The organism is Gemmobacter nectariphilus DSM 15620, from assembly GCF_000429765.1.
In the GTDB taxonomy this organism is placed as follows: domain Bacteria; phylum Pseudomonadota; class Alphaproteobacteria; order Rhodobacterales; family Rhodobacteraceae; genus Wagnerdoeblera; species Wagnerdoeblera nectariphila.
The window spans coordinates 48,576-66,602 of record NZ_AUCM01000013.1 but is presented as its reverse complement, the minus strand read 5'-3'; the positions used below and the strand labels follow the sequence as shown (position 1 = coordinate 66,602).

Annotated in this window: 19 protein-coding genes; 11 read left to right on the top strand and 8 right to left on the bottom strand. The window is 67.8% G+C overall.

Annotation, left to right across the window (positions count from 1 at the left end; translation table 11 throughout):
* The first annotated feature begins 1 nt into the window (after position 1).
* Genes G481_RS23835 through G481_RS0113955 form a run of 4 tightly spaced genes read left to right on the top strand, consistent with a single transcriptional unit; the run spans position 2 to position 2,351 of the window.
* A complete protein-coding gene (locus G481_RS23835; protein WP_035026101.1) occupies positions 2-229 on the top strand; it encodes a hypothetical protein in 228 nt (75 codons plus the stop codon).
* Positions 226-816: an HD domain-containing protein gene (locus G481_RS0113965; protein WP_028030595.1), complete on the top strand. Its 591-nt coding sequence runs from the start codon at positions 226-228 to the stop codon at positions 814-816. The genes G481_RS23835 and G481_RS0113965 overlap by 4 nt, the downstream gene beginning before the upstream one ends.
* 55 nt (positions 817-871) lie before the next feature.
* Positions 872-1,741: a polyphosphate kinase 2 gene (gene ppk2, locus G481_RS0113960; RefSeq protein WP_028030594.1), complete on the top strand. Its 870-nt coding sequence runs from the start codon at positions 872-874 to the stop codon at positions 1,739-1,741.
* Positions 1,734-2,351 carry a TetR/AcrR family transcriptional regulator gene (locus G481_RS0113955; RefSeq protein ID WP_028030593.1) on the top strand — a complete coding sequence of 206 codons (618 nt, stop codon included), beginning with the start codon at positions 1,734-1,736 and terminating at the stop codon, positions 2,349-2,351. The genes ppk2 and G481_RS0113955 overlap by 8 nt, the downstream gene beginning before the upstream one ends.
* 237 nt (positions 2,352-2,588) lie before the next feature.
* Here G481_RS0113955 and hisA read toward each other — a convergent pair whose 3' ends face one another.
* Positions 2,589-3,308 (bottom strand): 1-(5-phosphoribosyl)-5-[(5-phosphoribosylamino)methylideneamino]imidazole-4-carboxamide isomerase, encoded by a 720-nt coding sequence (gene hisA, locus G481_RS0113950; RefSeq protein WP_028030592.1) that lies wholly within the window; start codon positions 3,306-3,308, stop codon positions 2,589-2,591.
* Positions 3,309-3,479: 171 nt separating this feature from the next.
* On the opposite strand from hisA, the gene G481_RS0113945 reads away from it, so the two are divergent.
* A complete protein-coding gene (locus tag G481_RS0113945; protein ID WP_035026088.1) occupies positions 3,480-3,866 on the top strand; it encodes a DUF2147 domain-containing protein in 387 nt (128 codons plus the stop codon).
* A gap of 75 nt (positions 3,867-3,941) precedes the next feature.
* Entirely contained in the window at positions 3,942-4,811 is an 870-nt protein-coding gene (locus G481_RS0113940) for a DMT family transporter (RefSeq protein ID WP_028030590.1), read from the top strand.
* 79 nt (positions 4,812-4,890) lie between these two features.
* On the opposite strand, the gene hisH is transcribed toward G481_RS0113940, so the two are convergent.
* A complete protein-coding gene (gene hisH, locus G481_RS0113935) occupies positions 4,891-5,529 on the bottom strand; it encodes an imidazole glycerol phosphate synthase subunit HisH (protein WP_028030589.1) in 639 nt (212 codons plus the stop codon).
* Positions 5,530-5,607: 78 nt separating this feature from the next.
* Complete coding sequence (gene hisB, locus G481_RS0113930) at positions 5,608-6,195, bottom strand: imidazoleglycerol-phosphate dehydratase HisB (RefSeq protein WP_028030588.1); 588 nt, start codon at positions 6,193-6,195, stop codon at positions 5,608-5,610.
* A 113-nt stretch (positions 6,196-6,308) separates the two neighbouring features.
* On the opposite strand from hisB, the gene G481_RS0113925 reads away from it, so the two are divergent.
* A complete protein-coding gene (locus G481_RS0113925; RefSeq protein ID WP_028030587.1) occupies positions 6,309-7,592 on the top strand; it encodes a helix-turn-helix domain-containing protein in 1,284 nt (427 codons plus the stop codon).
* Positions 7,593-7,676: 84 nt separating this feature from the next.
* Here the strand turns inward: G481_RS0113925 and hemE are convergent, their stop codons facing one another.
* Positions 7,677-8,705 carry a uroporphyrinogen decarboxylase gene (gene hemE, locus G481_RS0113920; RefSeq protein ID WP_028030586.1) on the bottom strand — a complete coding sequence of 343 codons (1,029 nt, stop codon included), beginning with the start codon at positions 8,703-8,705 and terminating at the stop codon, positions 7,677-7,679.
* 128 nt (positions 8,706-8,833) lie between these two features.
* Between hemE and hemC the strand changes: the two genes are divergently transcribed.
* On the top strand, positions 8,834-9,781 hold the full coding sequence (gene hemC, locus G481_RS0113915) for a hydroxymethylbilane synthase (protein WP_028030585.1): 948 nt from the start codon (positions 8,834-8,836) through the stop codon (positions 9,779-9,781).
* 329 nt (positions 9,782-10,110) lie between these two features.
* Here the strand turns inward: hemC and G481_RS26715 are convergent, their stop codons facing one another.
* The gene (locus G481_RS26715; protein ID WP_425402464.1) at positions 10,111-10,788 is read right to left on the bottom strand and encodes a thioesterase family protein; all 678 of its coding nucleotides are present in this window, start codon (positions 10,786-10,788) and stop codon (positions 10,111-10,113) included.
* A 575-nt stretch (positions 10,789-11,363) separates the two neighbouring features.
* Positions 11,364-12,152: an SseB family protein gene (locus G481_RS0113905; RefSeq protein WP_028030583.1), complete on the bottom strand. Its 789-nt coding sequence runs from the start codon at positions 12,150-12,152 to the stop codon at positions 11,364-11,366.
* Between the two features lie 209 nt (positions 12,153-12,361).
* Here G481_RS0113905 and G481_RS0113900 point away from each other — a divergent pair, with 209 nt between their 5' ends.
* Positions 12,362-13,015: an ABC transporter ATP-binding protein gene (locus G481_RS0113900; protein ID WP_028030582.1), complete on the top strand. Its 654-nt coding sequence runs from the start codon at positions 12,362-12,364 to the stop codon at positions 13,013-13,015.
* On the top strand, positions 12,999-14,669 hold the full coding sequence (locus G481_RS0113895) for a KpsE/RkpR family capsule polysaccharide export protein (RefSeq protein ID WP_028030581.1): 1,671 nt from the start codon (positions 12,999-13,001) through the stop codon (positions 14,667-14,669). The genes G481_RS0113900 and G481_RS0113895 overlap by 17 nt, the downstream gene beginning before the upstream one ends.
* A gap of 194 nt (positions 14,670-14,863) precedes the next feature.
* Here G481_RS0113895 and G481_RS0113890 read toward each other — a convergent pair whose 3' ends face one another.
* Positions 14,864-15,118, bottom strand: coding sequence for a DUF2312 domain-containing protein (locus G481_RS0113890; protein WP_028030580.1), 255 nt, complete (start codon positions 15,116-15,118; stop codon positions 14,864-14,866).
* Positions 15,119-15,289: 171 nt separating this feature from the next.
* Here G481_RS0113890 and G481_RS0113885 point away from each other — a divergent pair, with 171 nt between their 5' ends.
* Positions 15,290-15,505: a hypothetical protein gene (locus tag G481_RS0113885; RefSeq protein ID WP_028030579.1), complete on the top strand. Its 216-nt coding sequence runs from the start codon at positions 15,290-15,292 to the stop codon at positions 15,503-15,505.
* 383 nt (positions 15,506-15,888) lie between these two features.
* Here G481_RS0113885 and G481_RS0113880 read toward each other — a convergent pair whose 3' ends face one another.
* Entirely contained in the window at positions 15,889-17,976 is a 2,088-nt protein-coding gene (locus G481_RS0113880; RefSeq protein WP_028030578.1) for a 3-hydroxyacyl-CoA dehydrogenase NAD-binding domain-containing protein, read from the bottom strand.
* Between the last annotated feature and the right edge of the window lie 51 nt (positions 17,977-18,027).

The window sequence follows — 18,027 nt, the reverse complement described above, 5'->3', positions numbered from 1 at the left end:
CATGGCGCTGATCGACGAGCTGGCCGACGCGCTTTCGGGCGATGTCTATGCCGCGATGCAGGAAACCGGCGACGACCGGCTGCATGAGCGGGTCGCCAAGTCGATCGGCCAGATGTCCCCGACGCTGGAAGAGGTGTTCATGACCTCGATGCGCCTGCGCCTTGCCGAACGGCGCGGGCGGCAGTTCTTCATGGCCGAGGTTGCCCGGCTCAAGGCCCAGCAACAGTGACCGACCGTCTGGCCGCCCAGCTTGCCTTCCTGACCGAGGCCGACAAGCTGAAATCGGTCCTTCGGGCCGGCACGTTGTGCGACCGCTCGCGGCGCGAGAATTCGGGCGAACACAGCTGGCATATTGCGCTTTATGCCATGGTGCTGGCTGATCAGGCCGATCCGGCAGTCGATATCGGCCGGGTGATCCGCATGCTGCTGATCCATGATCTGGTGGAAATCGACGTCGGCGACACGCCGATCCATGCGCAGAACGGCGCGCCTCATGGCTCGGCCGATCTGCTGGCGATGGAACAGGCGGCCGCCGCGCGCCTCTTCGGCCTGCTGCCGGCCGATCAGGCCGCCGAATTCCGCGCTCTGTGGGACGAATTCGAGGCATCCCAGACGCCGGATGCGATCTTTGCCAAATCGCTCGACCGGGTGCAGCCCGTCATGCAGAACCTGGCCACCGATGGCGGCACCTGGGTCGACTATGAGGTGACGCGCACCCAGCTGGAAACCCGCGTCGGTCAGCGCATCGCCCGCGGCGCGCCCGGCATCTGGGCCTATCTGTCCCCCATACTCGACCGCTGGTTCGCCCGCCGCTGACCATTGCCTCGGCGCGCAATCCGGCGATACTGCCCGCACAGCCCCGGAGGATCCCATGGACCTGCCCTTTGACGGCGCCATCAGCCGCTTTGCCGAAAAATCCGCCCCCGAAGAGATCCGCGAGCAGCTGAAGGGCGCAAAGAAAAAGGACGTCCTGTCGCCGCTTTATCCCTATCGGCGCGAGATGGATCAGGACGATTACGACAAGGCCATGAAGCCCCTGCAGATCGAACTGGTCAAACTGCAATCCGATCTGCGCGCCACCGGACGTCGCATGATCGTGGTGTTCGAAGGGCGCGACGCGGCCGGCAAGGGCGGCTGCATCCGGCGGCTGACGGAAAACCTCAACCCCCGCCATGCCTATGTGGTCGCGCTGCCCAAACCGACGGAACGCGAATCGACCCAATGGTATTTCCAGCGCTATATCGACTGGCTGCCGGCGGCCGGCGAAATGGCGATCTTCGACCGCAGCTGGTATAACCGCGGCGTGGTCGAACATGTCTTCGGCTTCTGCACCCCGAAACAGCGCCAGCATTTCTTCCACCAGCTTCCCGGCTTCGAGGAAACGCTGGTCGACGAAGGCATCCGGCTGGTCAAGATCTGGCTCAACGTCGGACAGGCCGAACAGCTGCGCCGGATGCTGGACCGCGAAGCCGATCCGCTGAAACAGTGGAAGCTCAGCTCGATCGACGTGGACGGGCTGGAAAAATGGGATGCCTATACCCAGGCCATCCGCGACACGCTGGACCGCAGCCATACCGTCGATGCCCCCTGGACCGTGATCCGCTCGGACGACAAGAACCGCGCCCGGCTGGCGGTGATCCAGACCGTGCTGGGCGCGATCGACTATGCGCACAAGAAGCCCGAGATCATCGGCACCCCCGATCCGGCCATCTGCGGCGGCCCCGACCTCTGGCATGGCTAAACAGGGCTATCACCACGGCAACCTGCGCCAGGCCCTGGTCGACGCCAGCCTGCGGCTGATCGAGGAGAAGGGCCCGCAAGGCTTTACCCTGTCCGAGGCCGCCAAGGAGGCTGGCGTGACCCCTGCCGCCGTCTATCGCCATTTTCAGGGCCGCGAGGATCTGATCGCCGAAGCCGCCCGGCAGGGCTTCGAGATTTTCGGCGATCTGATGGAACATGCCTATAATGGCGGCAAACCCTCGGCCCTTGCGGCCTTCGAGGCTACGGGCCGCGCCTATCTGTCCTTTGCCCGCAAGTTTCCAGGGCATTACGTCGCGATGTTCGAAAGCGGCGTGAACCTTGCGGGCAACCCCGACCTTGCCCGCGCCGCGGGTCGCGCCCGCGCAACACAAGAGGCCGCGGCCGCCACCCTCTCGGAACACCTGCCCCCTGACCGCCGCCCCCCGGCGGCCATGTTCGCAGCCCATGTCCAGGCCATGAGCCACGGTATCGTCGAACTGTTCGCCCGCGCCCGCCCCGGCACCCGCGCCCCCTTTGCCCCCGAGGACCTGCTGGAAACCGGTATAGGCATCTATCTGCGCGGGCTGGGCCTGCTGCCGCCGGATCGCTAGGCGCGCGGCTGTCCCATCACCTTCCCCAAATACCCTCGGGGGTGAATGGCCCGGCACGGGCCAGAGGGGGCTAAAGGCCCCCTTCCCCTGTCCAGACCGAATGTCAGGCGTCAAGGGCGCAGGGGGCTTTCAGCCCCCTCTTGGCCTTGCGGCCAATTCACCCCCGAGGGTATTTGAGAAAAGGCAAAGCACAGGCCGGTGCCTTCCCCAGGGCGGTGCGCCGAGGCCTGTCTTTGACTATGCCTTCAGCGCCGCAATCGCCTCGGCCAGATCGATCGCCCCGTCATAAAGCGCCCGGCCCGAGATTGCCCCGGCGATCACCCCGGTGTCGCGCAGCGCAATCAGATCCTGCATGTGGCTGACCCCGCCCGAGGCGATCACCGGGATGGTCACCGCGCGCGCGAGCGCCGCTGTTGCCTCGATGTTGGGGCCCTGCATCGCGCCATCGCGGTCGATGTCGGTGTAGATGATCGCGGCAACGCCGGCATCTTCAAAGCTCTTGGCCAGATCGGTGGCCTGAACCCCGGTCTCTTCGGCCCAGCCGCGCGTTGCGACAAAGCCTTTGCGGGCGTCGATCCCGACCGCGACCTTGCCGGGGAACTCGCGTGCGGCCTCGCGCACCAGATCGGGGTTTTCCACCGCGACCGTGCCCAGGATCACCCGGCTGAGCCCCCGCTCCAGCCACATGCCGATGGTCGCCATGTCGCGGATGCCGCCGCCCAGCTGGCAGGGCACCGTGACCCGTGCGAGGATCGCCTCGACCGCCGGGGCATTGACCGGCCGCCCGGCAAAGGCGCCGTTCAGATCCACCAGATGCAGCCATTGGCACCCCGCCGCCACAAAGGCCGCTGCCTGCGCCGCCGGGTCATCGCCAAAGACCGTCGCCGCCTCCATCTCGCCGCGCAGAAGCCGCACGCACTGGCCGTCCTTCAGGTCGATGGCAGGATAGAGGATCATGGGCCGGCTCCTTTTCCGATGGTGCGCGCCTCTTGCCACGGGACGGCGCCGATGCCAAGCACCCGGCAGCATCGGCCGGTCCGCAGATCGGGAAGTCACGTCACCCTTGCCCGAATCCTGTCATTCCGGGATCGTGCCGCAGCGGCACGCAAACGCCGCCAGGAGACACCGATGATGAAATTTGCAGCCGCCACCGTGCTCGCCCTGATGGCCGTGCCCGCCTTTGCCGCCGATCCGGTCGAGGGACTATGGCAGACCCAGACGGACGATGGCGCCTATGCCCATGTCCAGCTGGCGCCCTGCGGCCCGGCGATCTGCGGCACGATCGCGCGCACCTTCAATGCAAGCGGCGAATACAAATCGCCCAACCTTGGCAAGCAGCTGGTCATCGACATGATGCCGCAAGGCGGCGGGCGGTATCAGGGCCAGGTGTGGCGCCCGTCCAATGACAAGGTCTATGTGGGCAAGATCGAGCTGAACGGCAACAGCCTGAGCCTTGCCGGTTGCATCGCGGGCGGGCTCTTGTGCTCGAAACAGACCTGGCAGCGGGTGAAATAGCCAAAGCGCAGCTTTCGGGTCGCGCCGTAGCGGGTGAGCTGGCATACCCGGCCCGAGCCGCGAGCAGAGCCCCCCATGACCCGCACCGACTGGACCTGCCTGATCTTGCTGTCCTGCTTGTGGGGCGGCTCGTTCCTGTTCGTCGAGCGGCTGGTCGCCGAACTTGCGCCGCTGACCATCGTTCTGGGCCGCGTGGGGCTTGGAACACTGGTTCTGCTGGTGGCGCTGCCTGTGCTTGGCATCCCATGGCCCCGCGGACAGAACGTCTGGGCGGCGCTGGCCGTGATGGGGCTGTTGAACAACATGATCCCCTTCACGCTGTTCGCCATCGCGCAGGGCGGCATTTCGGCCGGGCTTGCCGCCATCGTCAATGCAACGACACCGCTGTTCACCCTGCTGGCGCTGCGCGTCTTCACCAGGGCGCCGCTGGGCGGGCTGCGGCTGGGCGGGGTGGCTGCAGGCTTTGGCGGGGTTGCGATCATGATGGGCACCGCTGCGACTGGCGGAACGCAGCTGGCCATCGTCTGCTGTCTGCTCGCCGCCGGCTCTTACGGGCTGGCGGCGGTCTGGGGGCAAAGGCTCCGCGGGATGGGTGTGGAGCCGCTGCAGGCGGCCTTCGGCCAGATCGCCTGCTCGACCGCCCTCATCCTGCCGCTCGAGCTGTGGATCGACCGGCCATGGACCCTGGCGATGCCCAGCCCCGGCGCCTGGGGCGCATTGGCTGGGGTTGCCACTTTGTCAACCGCGCTGGCCTACCTGCTCTATTTTCGCATCGTCGCGTCGGCCGGGGCGGTGGCGATCTCGCTTGTGACGTTCCTGATCCCGGTCAGTGCCCTGGCGATGGGCGCGGCGCTCGGCGGCACCCTGCCCCAGCCGCACCATCTGGCCGGCATGGCGCTGATCGCCCTTGGCCTTGCGCTGATCGAAAAGGCCCGCCGGGCCTGAGCGCACGTTGCATCATCTTGCCCCCAAATACCCCCGCCGGAGGCATCCACAGCCCCCGCACGGCGCGCACGCCGGGGGGTCAGGGCACCCAGCGCAAGAAGTTCCCGATCAGCCGCAGACCCGTGGCCTGGGATTTTTCAGGATGGAACTGGGTGCCGACAATGTTGTCCCGCCCGACAATCGCGGTGACGGGCCCTGCATAGTCGACGTGGGCCAGCAGCTCGGCCGGGTCGGCAACGCGCATCGCGTAGGAATGCACGAAATAGGCGTGATCGCCGGTCATGATGCCGTCCAGCACCGGATGGGGACGGTCGATCACCAGGTCATTCCAGCCCATATGCGGCACCTTGAAGGTCGGATCTGCCGGCGCGATCCGGGCGACCTCGCCGGCGATCCAGCCAAAGCCGGGGGTCTCGCGGTATTCAAGGCTGCGGGTCGCCAGCATCTGCATGCCGACGCAGATGCCCAGGAACGGCACACCCCGGCGCGTGACGCCCTCGTGGATCGCCTCGAAGAGGCCGGTATGATCGAGCAGCGCCTGACGGCAGGCCGGAAAGGCCCCGTCGCCGGGCAGGACAATCCGGTCGGCGCGGGCGACATCCTCGGGGTGCGAGGTCACGATGACCTCGCCTGCCCCGGTTTCTGCGGCCATCCGCTGAAAGGCCTTTTCGGCGGAATGCAGGTTGCCGCTGTCATAATCGACGAGAACGGTCAGCATCGCGGTTCCTTTCGGCGGAAGCACTGGCGGCGCCTGAGGACGCCTCCGGCGGGGGGGTATTTGGAAAAAGGCAAAGCCCTAGAGCATACCCTTGGTCGAGGGGATCGCATCGGCCTTGCGCGGGTCGGTTTCCACCGCATCGCGCAGCGCGCGGGCGACGGCCTTGAAGGCGGCTTCGGCGATATGGTGGCTGTTGAAGCCGGCCGCCTGCGTGACATGCAGGGTGATGCCGCCATGGGTGGACAGCGCCTGAAAGAATTCGCGCACCAGTTCGGTATCGAAGGTGCCGATCTTCTGGGTCGGGAAGGTCACGTCCCAGACCAGGAACGGGCGGCCCGACAGATCCAGCGCTGCCTGCACGCGGGCATCGTCCATCGGCAGGGTGCATTCGCCATAGCGGCGGATGCCGCGCTTGTCGCCAAGTGCCTGGGTCAGGGCCTGACCCAGCGCGATGCCGCAATCCTCGACGGTATGGTGATCGTCGATATGCAGATCGCCCCGGGCGGCAAGGCTGATGTCGATCAGCGAATGGCGGGCCAGCTGGTCGAGCATGTGGTCGAAGAAGCCGACGCCGGTCGCCATGTCATAGCGGCCGGTTCCATCAAGGTTCACCGTCACGGAAATATCGGTTTCGGCGGTGGTGCGGGTGATCGAGGCCTCGCGCATCCCTGGCTCCTTCGGCTGACCGGGGTCTTATAGGCGCGGGGGGCGCGCGATGCCAAGGGCCTGCGTGACGGGCGCGCCGATTGGCCCTATGCTGGGCGCGCAGGAGGAGCCCCATGCCGCTGAATGCCCTGACCGGCACCCGCATCCGCGAACGCCGCGCCCGCAGCGGGCTGCGCCAGGCCGAGCTTGCGCGGGCGGCGGGGGTATCGGCCAGCTACCTCAACCTGATCGAGCACAATCGCCGCCGGGTTGCGGGCGATGTGCTGGGGCGGATCGCCGCCGCGCTGGGGGTGCCGCCCGAGGCGCTGGCCGGCGAGGCCGAGGCCGATGCGGGGGCCGCGCTGCGCGAGGCCGCCGCCGCCGCCGGTGTTCCGGCCGAGCTGGACCGGGCCGAGGAATTCGCCGGCCGCTATCCTGGCTGGGCCGCGCTGATTGCTGCGCAGAACCGGCGCATCGTGCAGCTTGAGCAGGCGGTCGAGGCGCTGAGCGACCGGATGAGCCAGGATCCGCATCTGTCCGCCGGTCTGCATGAGTTGCTGTCGGCCGCGGCTTCGGTGCGGTCCACCGCCGCCATTCTGGCCGACACGCCGGACATCGAGCCCGACTGGCGGGCCCGCTTCGAGCGCAACCTGGCCGAGGATACCGCGCGCCTCGCCAATGGCGCCGAGGCGCTGGTGGGCTATCTGGACGGGGTGGCCGCGCAAGAGACCGGCATCGCGTCGCCCCAGGAAGAGCTGGAAAGCTGGCTCGAGGCGCAGGGCTGGCATTTGCCCGCATTGGAGGCGGGGGCCGATCCGGCAGCCTTGGCCGAAGGCGCGCCCGAGCTGGCCAGCCGGGCCGCGCGGGCGCTGGCGCGGGACTGGCTGGAGCAATATGCCGCCGATGCGGCCGTACTGCCGCTGGCGCCGTTTCTGGCCGTTCTGCGCCAGGACGGGCTGGATCCGGGCCGCCTGGCCGCGCGGTTCGGCACCGATCCTGCGGCGGTGTTCCGCCGTCTGGCGACCTTGCCGGCCGAGGCCGGGCCGGTCGGGCTGGTGATCTGCGACGGGTCCGGCACGCTGGTGTTTCGAAAGCCGCTGCCGGGTTTTGCCCTGCCGCGCTTTGGCGCTGCCTGCCCGCTCTGGCCGCTGTACGAGGCGCTGAGCCGCCCTGGCCAGCCGATGCAGGCGCGGGTCGAAATGGCAGGCCGGCTGGCGGCGGGTTTTGATTGCTGGGCCTGGGCGCAGACCAGCTATCCCGAAGGGTTTGCCGGCCCCGGTGTGATCCGGGCGCATATGGTGCTGGTGCCCTCGGTTCGCGAGGCGGCGGCGCGCCCGGTCGGCACCTCGTGCCGCATCTGCCCGCGCGAGGGATGCGCCGCACGGCGCGAGCCGGCAATCATGGGAGAAGGGCGGTAGCGGGGGCGCTGCCCCCGGTCCGCTGTCGCGCAGCGTCACGGGCGCGCCTGCCCCCGGGATATTTTCGTCAAGTCGAAAGGCAGGTCAGCCCCGGATCGCCTCGAGCAGGCGGTGAACGTTTTCGGGGTCGGCATCAGGGGTGATGCCATGGCCAAGGTTGAAGATATGCGGGCCACCCGAAAAGGCGCGGACGATGCGCTTTGCCTCGGCCACAAGGTCCGGCCCGCCGGTCACCATGTGGCGCGGGTCAAGGTTGCCCTGCACGCAGCCATCGGGTTGCAGATGCTCGGCCGCCCAGTCGGCGCTGACCGAATTGTCGACGGCGATGCAATCGGCCCCGGTTGCGCGGGCAAAGCCGACATAGCCCTGGCCAGCCTCGCGCGGGAAGGCGATGACGGGAATGCCGGGGTGGCGGGCCTTGAGCGCCGCGATGATCCGGGCGGTGGGCGCAAGCGCGAAATCGGTGAAATCCTGGCCCTTGAGGCTGCCGGCCCAGCTGTCGAACAGCTTGACCACCTCGGCCCCCGCCTCGATCTGGGCGGAGAGGTATTCGACCGTGGCCGCGGCGATATGGTCGATCAGCGCGGTAAAGGCGGCGCGGTCGGCGGCCTTGAAGGCATGGGCGCCGGCCTGGTCGTCCTTGCCGCGCCCGGCGATCATGTAGGTGGCGACCGTCCAGGGCGCGCCGGCAAAGCCGATCAGCGTGGTTTCCCGCGGCAGCTCGCGCGAGAGGATGCGGACGGTTTCATAGACGGGCGCAAGGGTTTCGTGGATCGCCTCGACCGGCCTTAGCGCCGCGACACCGGCCGCATCGGTGATAGTCGACATCCGCGGGCCTTCGCCTTCGGCGAACCACAGCTTCGCGCCAAGCGCCTGGCCGATCAGCAGGATATCGGCAAAGAGGATCGCGGCATCAAAGCCGAAGCGGCGGATCGGCTGCAAGGTCACTTCGGCCGCAAGGTCGGGCGTATAGCACAGCGTCAGGAAATCGCCCGCCTTGGCCCGCGTGGCGCGGTATTCCGGCAGATAGCGCCCGGCCTGACGCATCAGCCAGACCGGCGGCACGGGCTGGGTTTCGCCGCGCAGGGCGCGCAGGATGGTCTTGTCGGTCATGGCGGCCTCCGTCGCGGGTGTCGGGGGTTCGTCCCTTGTGGGGGCGCGGTTGTCAAGGCCGGGGATCGGCCTGCGGCACTCGGTCCGAGGTGCTGGACAGGGCTTTGGGGCACCAGTAGACAGGGCTCATGACGCACGCCCTGCCCTCCCCCGCCCAACCGCTGCGCATCGGCACCCGCGGCTCGCCGCTGGCACTGGCGCAGGCGCATGAAACCCGCGACCGGCTGATGGCCGCGCATGAGCTGCCCGAGGACGCCTTCGAGATCGTGGTGATCAAGGTCACCGGCGACCGCATCCAGGACCGTTCCTTGCGCGAAGCCGGCGGCAAGGGCCTGTTCACCCGCGAGATCGAAGAGGCACTGCTGGACGGCAGCATCGACATTGCGGTTCATTCGACCAAGGACATGCCGACCTTGCAGCCGGACGGGCTGGTGCTGGACTGCTATCTGCCGCGCGAAGATGTGCGCGATGCCTTCCTGTCGGATGTGGCCGGGGGGCTGGCCGATCTGCCACCGGGGGCGGTCGTCGGGTCATCCTCGCTGCGCCGGCGCGCGCAGCTGATCCATCGCCGGCCCGATCTGGTGGTGGTGGAATTCCGCGGCAATGTGCAGACGCGGCTGCAGAAGCTGCGCGATGGCGTGGCGGGGGCGACGTTCCTTGCGATGGCCGGGCTGAACCGGCTGGGGCTGGCGCATCTGGCGCGTTCCGCCATCGAGCCGGACGACATGCTGCCCGCCGTCGGCCAGGGCGCCATCGGGATCGAGCGGCGCGCGGGCGACGCGCGGGTCGCGGCGCTGCTGGACCCGATCCATCATGCGCAGACCGGCCTGCGGCTGGCGGCCGAACGCGCGATGCTGCGTGTGCTGGACGGATCGTGCCAGACGCCGATCGCGGGGCTTGCGCTTGTCGAGGGCGGGCAAATCCGGCTGCGGGGCGAGGTTCTGCGGCCCGATGGCTCTGAAGCGATCCAGCTTGAGGGCAGCGCCGGATCTGGCGATGCGGTGGCCCTGGGCGAGGATCTGGCCCGGCGCCTGCTGGCGGCAGCGCCCTCGGGCTTCTTCGACTGGCAACGCTGAGCGGCAACGGTCGCGCAGCTGGCCGACGGAGGACCGGGGCCCTGCCCCGGACCCCGGGATATTTCAGGACAGATGAAACAGGCGAGCCGCGGTGCGAGACAATCCACGGCAGCTTGGCGCACAATCCTGCGAGCAAGGGAGATTGACATGTCGCCCGCCCCCGAGCCAACGGGAGCGGGAAACTTCACCTGTCGCGGTCATCGGCGTCCCCGCCTGTACCGCACAATCATGCTTTCACGATCAGGGTTAAGAAGGGATTAAGCCAGCTTCATCTGTCTCAAAATATCCCGGGGTCCGGGGCAGCGCCCCGGCCTGTCCCATCCATCCGGTCAAGACGCCGGAGCATCGCGCCTTTGGCCGACATGCCGGCCCGCGCCTTCCGGCACGGGCAAAGCCGCATGGGCTGCGGCGATCGGCATCAGCCGCGCCAGCACCGCCGGATGGGCTGGACAGGCGCGGTTGGCGCGCATGTCGACGTGCAGCAGCATCTGTTCCAGCGTCGCGACCACATCTGCGCCGCGGCATAGCGTCGTGAACAGGTGAAGCCGTTTGGGATCGGCCGCCAGCACCTGAACCCGGCCCATCAACCGCTCGCCCAGTTTCGATTCCCCAAGATGGCGGATGTGGGTCTCAGCGCTGTAATAGCTGAAGCCTGTCGCCACATAGTCGAGGCCCGCGCCGATCCGGCGCAGGAAGGCATCGGTCACCTCGGAGCAGGCGAACAGATAGCGGCTTTCTGTCATGTGGCCATTATAGTCGATCCAGGCAGGCAAGACCTGCAGCTGGACCAGATCGCCGGTTTCCGTCGACAGCGCCCCGGCGCGCCGGCGATCCAGGCGGGCGAGCAGCCTGCCCAGCCCCAGATCCCGATCCTTGAGGCTGCGCAAGAGACCGGCCAGAGCGGCGGCGCGGTCAGGCTCGGGGATGGTCGCGCAGGCCGCAAGCAGACCGGAACAGGCCGCAAGGGCGGCTTCGGCAGGCATGTCCGTGCAGACTTCGTCCCCCATCCAATGGCACCCACCATCGGCTGAGCGCCAGACGGGAAAGACCCCGCAGTCATTCAGGATTTCGCAAGCTATATCAGATAGATGCGCGCCATGATTACCACCAGGTGTGAACTGCGCCACCGGCAACAGCCAGGCCATGCTTGCCCCCGCATCAGGCGAAGGCGCGGCTTGCAAAGCGCCGCCTGCAGGCTGCGGGACAACCACGGGAATTCCGGCGCTTGCAAGGTGCCCCATCTGGGGTGGCAACGGCGCAAGGCCGTCGGACATTTCGAAAACCATAGCGAAATCAATATCCTGATGCGCCTTCTCAAAGTCGCGCAGGAACTCGATCGTCCCTTCCTTGGGCATCGGCCCGTCGTATAGGGTCGGCACCCAGCGCCGGGCCGTTTCAAGGGGTCCGGCCAGTCGCTGCCGCCCGGCAGGCGAAGGGTCGAGGATGGCAACATCGACCCCATGCAGGGCAAGACGGGCAGCCCAGCCAGCGCCCGGATCACTGCAACCAACGATCAACACCCGTGCCATAATCCGCCCCCCTCTTTGCGCCAGAATACCGGCCAGCGGGGAAAGGCCAAGCCCTAGCGCAGGCGCGGCGGGCGGGCCGGGTCCATGCCGGGGGGGGTGGGCGGCGCGCGTTCAGGGGGCGCGGCGGGTGGCTCGGGCAGCGCAAGGGGTTGGCCCAGCGACAGGATCTGCCGTGCGGCCGGATCATCGGGCGCCAGGAACACCATGTCGACCGACGCCTGGTCCAGCCCCGAAAAGGCCAGCGCCTCGGACAAAGCACGGGCCAGCGCCGGCTCTGCCCCCGCACCGGCGCCCAGCCAGGCCAGCAAGAGGCCGCGCGTTCCATCGGCCCAGGCCGCCTGGGCCAGGACGGCCGCAACCGCCAGCCCGCCCGCCCCCGAGACCGCCACCGCCAGCGCCTCGGCCAGTTCGGGCTCCAGTGCGCCCGGGGCATGGACAGCCACGGGGCGCCCGCGCGCCTCGGCCGGGGCCTGATCGAGCACACCGCTCAGCCAGTCGATGGCATGGGCCCCCATCAGCCAGGCGCTTTCGGACGATCCCAGATTAAGGCCAAGCCCGGTCGCCTGCCCCGCCAATTGTGACACGATCACCCGCCCCGGCAGCGCCGCATAGGGCACCGGAACGCCCGTAAAATCGGCCATCCGTTCCTCGGTATCGAAGGCCAGCACCACCGGGCCATCTTCCAGCGGGAAGACGCGCGGGGACAGGGAGTCGCCCGTCGGCTCGTCCTCCAGCAGCAGGAACAGTTCGGCATCGGCCAGCGTGCGATAATAGCGCAGCCGCGCCGCATCGTCGTCGGGATCGGCCAGCATGGCTGCGTGGGCGGTATCGAGCGGGGTCATCGCGGGCCTCCTGGATCACTTGCCCCGGCATAGGGCCGGCTTGGGGCCGGGCGCAAGACCCATCGCGCCGCGCAGGGCGCCGGTTCCCCCTTGCCCGCCCGGGCCGCCTAAGCCTTAATACTGCCGCATTGGACAATTAACCCTGCGCCAAGGAAAACCTGTGAGAAAGGTCACAGGAAACGGGCCGGCAACAAGCCCGGAGCAGCATGATGATCGAGTTCGAATCAGTTTCAAAGAGTTTCTGGACCGGCAAGTCGCGCAAGGTGATCCTTGACCGTGCCTCCTTCCGGGTCGAGCTTGGCAATTCGCTGGGCATCCTGGCGCCAAACGGCACCGGCAAGACGACGATCATCAACATGATGGCCGGCCTTGAAAAGCCGGACGAAGGCAAGATCACCCGCACCAGCCGGATCAGCTTTCCGCTGGGGTTCATGGGCGGGGTGGTCAACCGGCATACGGCGACGGAAAATTCCCGCTATATCGCGCGGCTGTATGGCCTTGATCCCGACTATGTCGAGGCGTTCTGCCGCTGGCTGTGCGACATTGCCGAATATTTCGACATGCCGGTCGGCACCTACAGCCAGGGGATGCGGGCGCGGTTTTCCTTTGCGCTGATGCTGGCGATGGAATTCGACATCTACCTGATCGACGAGGGGATGCCCTCGACCACCGATGTCAATTTCAACCGCAAGGCCGGGTCGATCCTGCGCGACCGGCTGAAAAGCGCGACCGTTGTGATCGTCTCGCATCAGGCGCAGACGCTGGAAAAATTCTGCCGATCGGCCGCCGTGCTGATGAACGGGCAGCTTGTCATGTTCGATTCCCTGGAAGAGGCTAAGCGGCTCTATGACTACCATGCCTAAGGCCACCCGGTTCCGCATCCGCCTGCCGGTCTCGTTGTCGCCAACCGGGTCGCCAACCGGCAAGGCCCGCCCCATAGACGACCCCTCTGCCCTGCTGGAGCCGCAAGACGATGGCTTTGGCCCCGAGGCCTTTCCGACCGCCGGCAAGGCAACGCCTGCGGCCACGACCGGCGAGGTGACGGCGCCGCAGGATCTGGCACAAGATGCCGAAATCGACGCCATCCGGCGCGAGGGGCTGACGGGCCGGCAATTGCGCCTGGCCCGCCGCATGGCCGAGAAATACCAGCTTCCTGCCACATCGGATTTCGATGCCGTGCGCCTGCTGCGCAAGGCCGGGATCGATCCGTTCGGGCGCAGCAGCGTGCTGGATATGGTGACCGCCGGGGCCAGCGCCGAGGTGCCGGGCGGATCGCGCGCCCTGACCCAGGTGCCGCAGGATGCGAACCTGCCGCAGACGGCCAGCCCGACCCAGTTGCCCTCGCCCGAGGTGCGGATGGAACGCCCGAACCCGGTGTCGGATATCGAACGGATTCAACGCGATATCGGCCGCAGGCGGCGGCGGCGGATGCTGCTGCTGTGGGCGCGGCTGGCGGTGTTCGTCGGGCTGCCGACGCTGATCGCCGCCATCTATTATACCGTCATCGCCACGCCGATGTATGCCACGCGTTCGGAATTCGTGATCCAGCAGGCCGAAAGCCCGGCCGCAGGCGGGCTTGGCGGGCTGTTCTCGGGCACGCAATTCGCCACATCGCAGGATTCGATCGCCGTGCAGGGCTATCTGCAATCGCGCGATGCCATGCTGCGGCTGGATCAGGCGGTCGGGTTCCGGCGCCATTTCGCCGATCCCTCGGTCGATCCGCTGCAGCGATTGCAAGATCCCAATTCGATCGAGGCGGCCTACAAAATCTACAAGAAGACCATGCAGATCTCGTATGACCAGACCGAAGGGATCATCAAGATGGAGGTGTCGGCCCCGACGCCCGATCTGTCGGCCGCCTGGAGCCGCGAGCTGATCCACTATGCCGAGGAACAGGTGAACCACCTGTCGGAACGGCTGCGCACCGACCAGATGAAGGGCGCGCGCGAAAGCTATGACGATGCCGAGGCCAAGCTGATGGCCGCTCAGCAGCGCGTGGTGGAATTGCAGGAACGCAACAAGGTTCTGTCCAGCGAGGTGGAAATCACCCTGCTGTCCAGCCAGATCACCGCGCTGGAAACCCAGCTGACCCAGGAACGGCTGGCGCTTGCGCAGATGCTGTCGAACTCCAGCCCGAACAGGGCGCGGGTGGAACCCGTGCAGCGCCGCGTCGCGACGCTGGAGCAGGAAATCGCCAATCTGCGCGCCCGCCTGACCCAGGATGGCGCGGGCGGGCGGTCGCTGGCCAAGGTGCAGTCGGAACTTCTGGTGGCCGAGGCCGATGTGCAGACGCGCCAGCTTCTGTTGACGCAGGCTGCCCAACAGCTCGAAATCGCCCGGATCGAGGCGAACCGCCAGCAGCGCTATCTGTCGCTTGCCGTGGCGCCGGTCGCTCCGGATGTGCCCAGCTATCCGCGGGCATTCGAGAATACCTCGGTCGCGCTGCTGATCTTTGCCGGGCTCTATCTGATGATCGCGCTGACCGCCTCGATCCTGCGCGAGCAGGTCTCGAACTGACAGGCCCGCGCCGTCCTGCCCATCGAGAGCAGGACGGCGCGGCGCAAGCGCAGAGCCAGGGCTCTGCCCTTGCGCGGGCACCCGGATTGCAAAAGGCGGCCCCGCAAGAGACCGCCTTTGCATTTTGGACACCAGGGGGTGCCGGGTGGGCACCTTGATCGGGCCGGTCCCCGACAGGCGCAAACGCCGGCCGTTCAGCCCATCCCGAGCGCGGCCTTGTACATGTCAAGGATCGCGTCTTCCTCGGCAATGTCATCGGGCTTGCGCTTGCGCAGCGCGATCACCTTTTTCATCACCTTGGTGTCATAGCCGCGCCCCTTGGCCTCGGCGAACAGTTCCTTTTCCTGTTCGGCGATGTCCTTCTTTTCCGCAGCAAGCTGTTCGGCGCGTTCGATGAACTGGCGCAGCTCGTCGGCGGTGACGGCATAGGCATCGGTCGGGTTGCTCATGTCAGCCTCGTTCTGATGGTTTGCCCTGTCCTACCGTTGCGGGCGCGGCGGTTCAAGGCGCCTTGCCAGACACCGGCGGACAAGGGTAGACCCCGCCGGGCAGCGGGCAGATGATCCCGCGCCCGCTTGATCTGTCAGGCGGCAAGATGGCTGTGGCAGAGGGATGACAGAATGCAGGCGCTGATCTGGATCGGAGCGGCCATGACGCTGGCAGGGCTGGCGGGCATCGTCTGGTGCATCGTCACCGTCAGTCAGGCCCGGCGGCGCAAGCTGGACGACGAGGCGATGAAGGCAACCCTGCGCCGCGTGGTCGCGGTGAACCTTGGCGCCTTTGCCCTGTCGGCACTCGGGCTTGGGGCGGTCGTCGCGGCGCTGCTGCTGGGCTAAGGCTGAGGGCACAGGCAAAGGGTCGCCGACGGGATCGGCCGGCCCCTGCCGATCCTGGCCGCCATTGCCAGGATCAGACCCGGCTCGCCTTGGGGCTGCAAACCCTGATACGGGCCAGACGCTTTGAACCGCATGGGCGCATCGCAGGGCACCCCCGCTGCCCTCAAGGTCGCGCCCTCATCTGCGGGCGCGCGGTCAGCGCCTCTCTTGCGAGCGAGGCGCCCACCGCCCTGCGTGCAGGGGCCTATGCCCTGCCCTTCGGGCAAGACCTCGGAACCCAGGGAACATGGACCAACACAGTGGGCGACCGCGGCGCGCCCATGGCGCGCCGCGCGGCCCAAAGCCTCGGGCCGCCCGTCAGGGCGGTCCGAGGGTGCGGGAGCTTACCCCTCGTTCAGATCGGCAAAGCGGGTGCCATTGACGATCATCTCGTCAAGGTTGGGCGCCACCTGCCAGAAATCCGGGGCCTGCGACGCATAGTCCAGCACAGCGTTCTTCAGCTGCAGGATGCCGAAGCGGTCCGCCCAGTGCATCGGCCCACCTTCCCAGCGCGGGAAGCCATAGCCGAACAGCTTGACCACATCGATGTCCGAGGGCCGCAGCGCGATCCCTTCAGCAAGGATCTTGGCCCCCTCGTTGGCCATGGCAACCAGCAGACGGGTTGCGATCTCGTCGTCGGTAAAGCTGCGGGCGGTGATCCCCTTGGCCGCGCGCTCGGCCTCGATGATGGCCAGAACCTCCGGGTCCTCGACCGGCTTGCGCCCCTCGTAGCGATACCACCCCTTGCCGGTCGACTGGCCAAAGCGCCCGGCCTCGCACAGCCGGTCGGCCACGGCCACATAGCGCCTGGCCGGATCGCGGGTGGCCGCAAGGCGCTTGCGCCGGGCCCAGGCGATCTGCAGGCCCGCCATGTCCGACACTTCGAACGGCCCCAGCGGCATCCCGAAGGCGCGCATCGCACGGTCAACCTGCGAGGGCGTCGCGCCATCCTCGATCAGGAATTCGGAGACCTGACGATAGGCAGTCAGGATGCGGTTGCCGATGAACCCGTCGCACACGCCCGAACGCACCGCGACCTTGCCCAGCTTCTTGGCCAGGGCAAGACCCGTGGCCACCGCCTCGGGGGCCGTTGCCTTGCCGACGACAATCTCCAGCAGCCGCATCACATGGGCGGGCGAGAAGAAGTGCAGCCCCACCACATCTGCCGGACGCGAGGTGACAGTGGCCAGCGCGTCAACATCCAGATACGAGGTGTTGGTCGCCAGCACCGCACCAGGCTTGAGCACCGCATCAAGACCGCGCAGCACATCGGCCTTGACGTCGAAATCCTCGAACACTGCCTCGATCGCCAGATCGGCATCGGCGAGCTGCGCCATGTCCATGACGCCCGAAAGCCGCGCCCAGTCGGCCTCGCGCTGTGCGGCCGTCATGCGGCCCTTGTCCACCGCGCCTTCCTGCAGCTTGGCGATCCGCTCCAGCCCGCGGGCCAGACCTTCGCGGTCGCGGTCCATCAGCGAGACGGTATAGCCCGCCGAGAGGCAGGCATAGGCGATGCCCGCCCCCATCAAGCCGCCACCGACCACCGCAACCTTGGCAAGCGGGCGCGCGGCGGCCTTGGCCTCGGGCATCTTCGCCGCCCGGCGTTCGGAAAAGAAGGCATGGCGCAGGCCCGCCGCCTCGGGCGAGCCTACCAGTTCCGAGAACGCCGCGCGTTCGTATTGCAGCCCCTGATCGAAGGGCAGCAGCAGCGCGGCCTCGACGCAATCGACGATGCGGCGCGGGCCTGGCAGACGGTTCGACGCCTGCGCCTTGCGGGCGGCGGCAACGGCAGCCTCATAGGCCACCGCATCGCGCATCCCGTCGCGCCGCTCGCGCGTGGGGCGCGGGGCGGCGCCTTCGGCGATCAGCTTGCGGGCAAGGCGCAGGGCAGCGCCGGGCAGGTCATCCTCGACCACCTCGTCCAAGAGACCCATGGCCAGCGCCTTGGCAGCCGCCACCGGCTTGCCCGAAATCATCATGTCCAGCGCCTGTTCGGCGCCGATCAGCCGCGGGGTGCGCTGCGTGCCGCCTGCGCCGGGCAGAATGCCCAGCGTCACTTCCGGCAGGCCCACCTTGGCCGAGGCCAGCGCGATGCGCCAATGCGCGGATAGCGCCACCTCGAACCCGCCACCAAGGGCGGTGCCATGCAGGGCGGCGATCACCGGCTTGGCGCAGGCCTCGATCTGGTTGCACACTTCGGGCAGCCAGGGGTCTTGCGGGGGCTTGCCGAATTCGGAAATGTCGGCGCCTGCCGGAAACGTGCGCCCGTCGGCGCGGATCACGATGGCCTTGACGGCATCATCGGCAGCCGCAGCCGCGATCCCGTCGGCCAGACCGGCACGCACCGCCAGACCCAGCGCATTCACCGGCGGGCTGTCTATCACCAGCACCGCAACCTCGCCCTCGCGTTCCAGACGCACCGCTTCCGCCATCCCCGGCCCTCCAAATCAAGTTCGAGGGCATTAACAGGTGCAGGGGGCGGT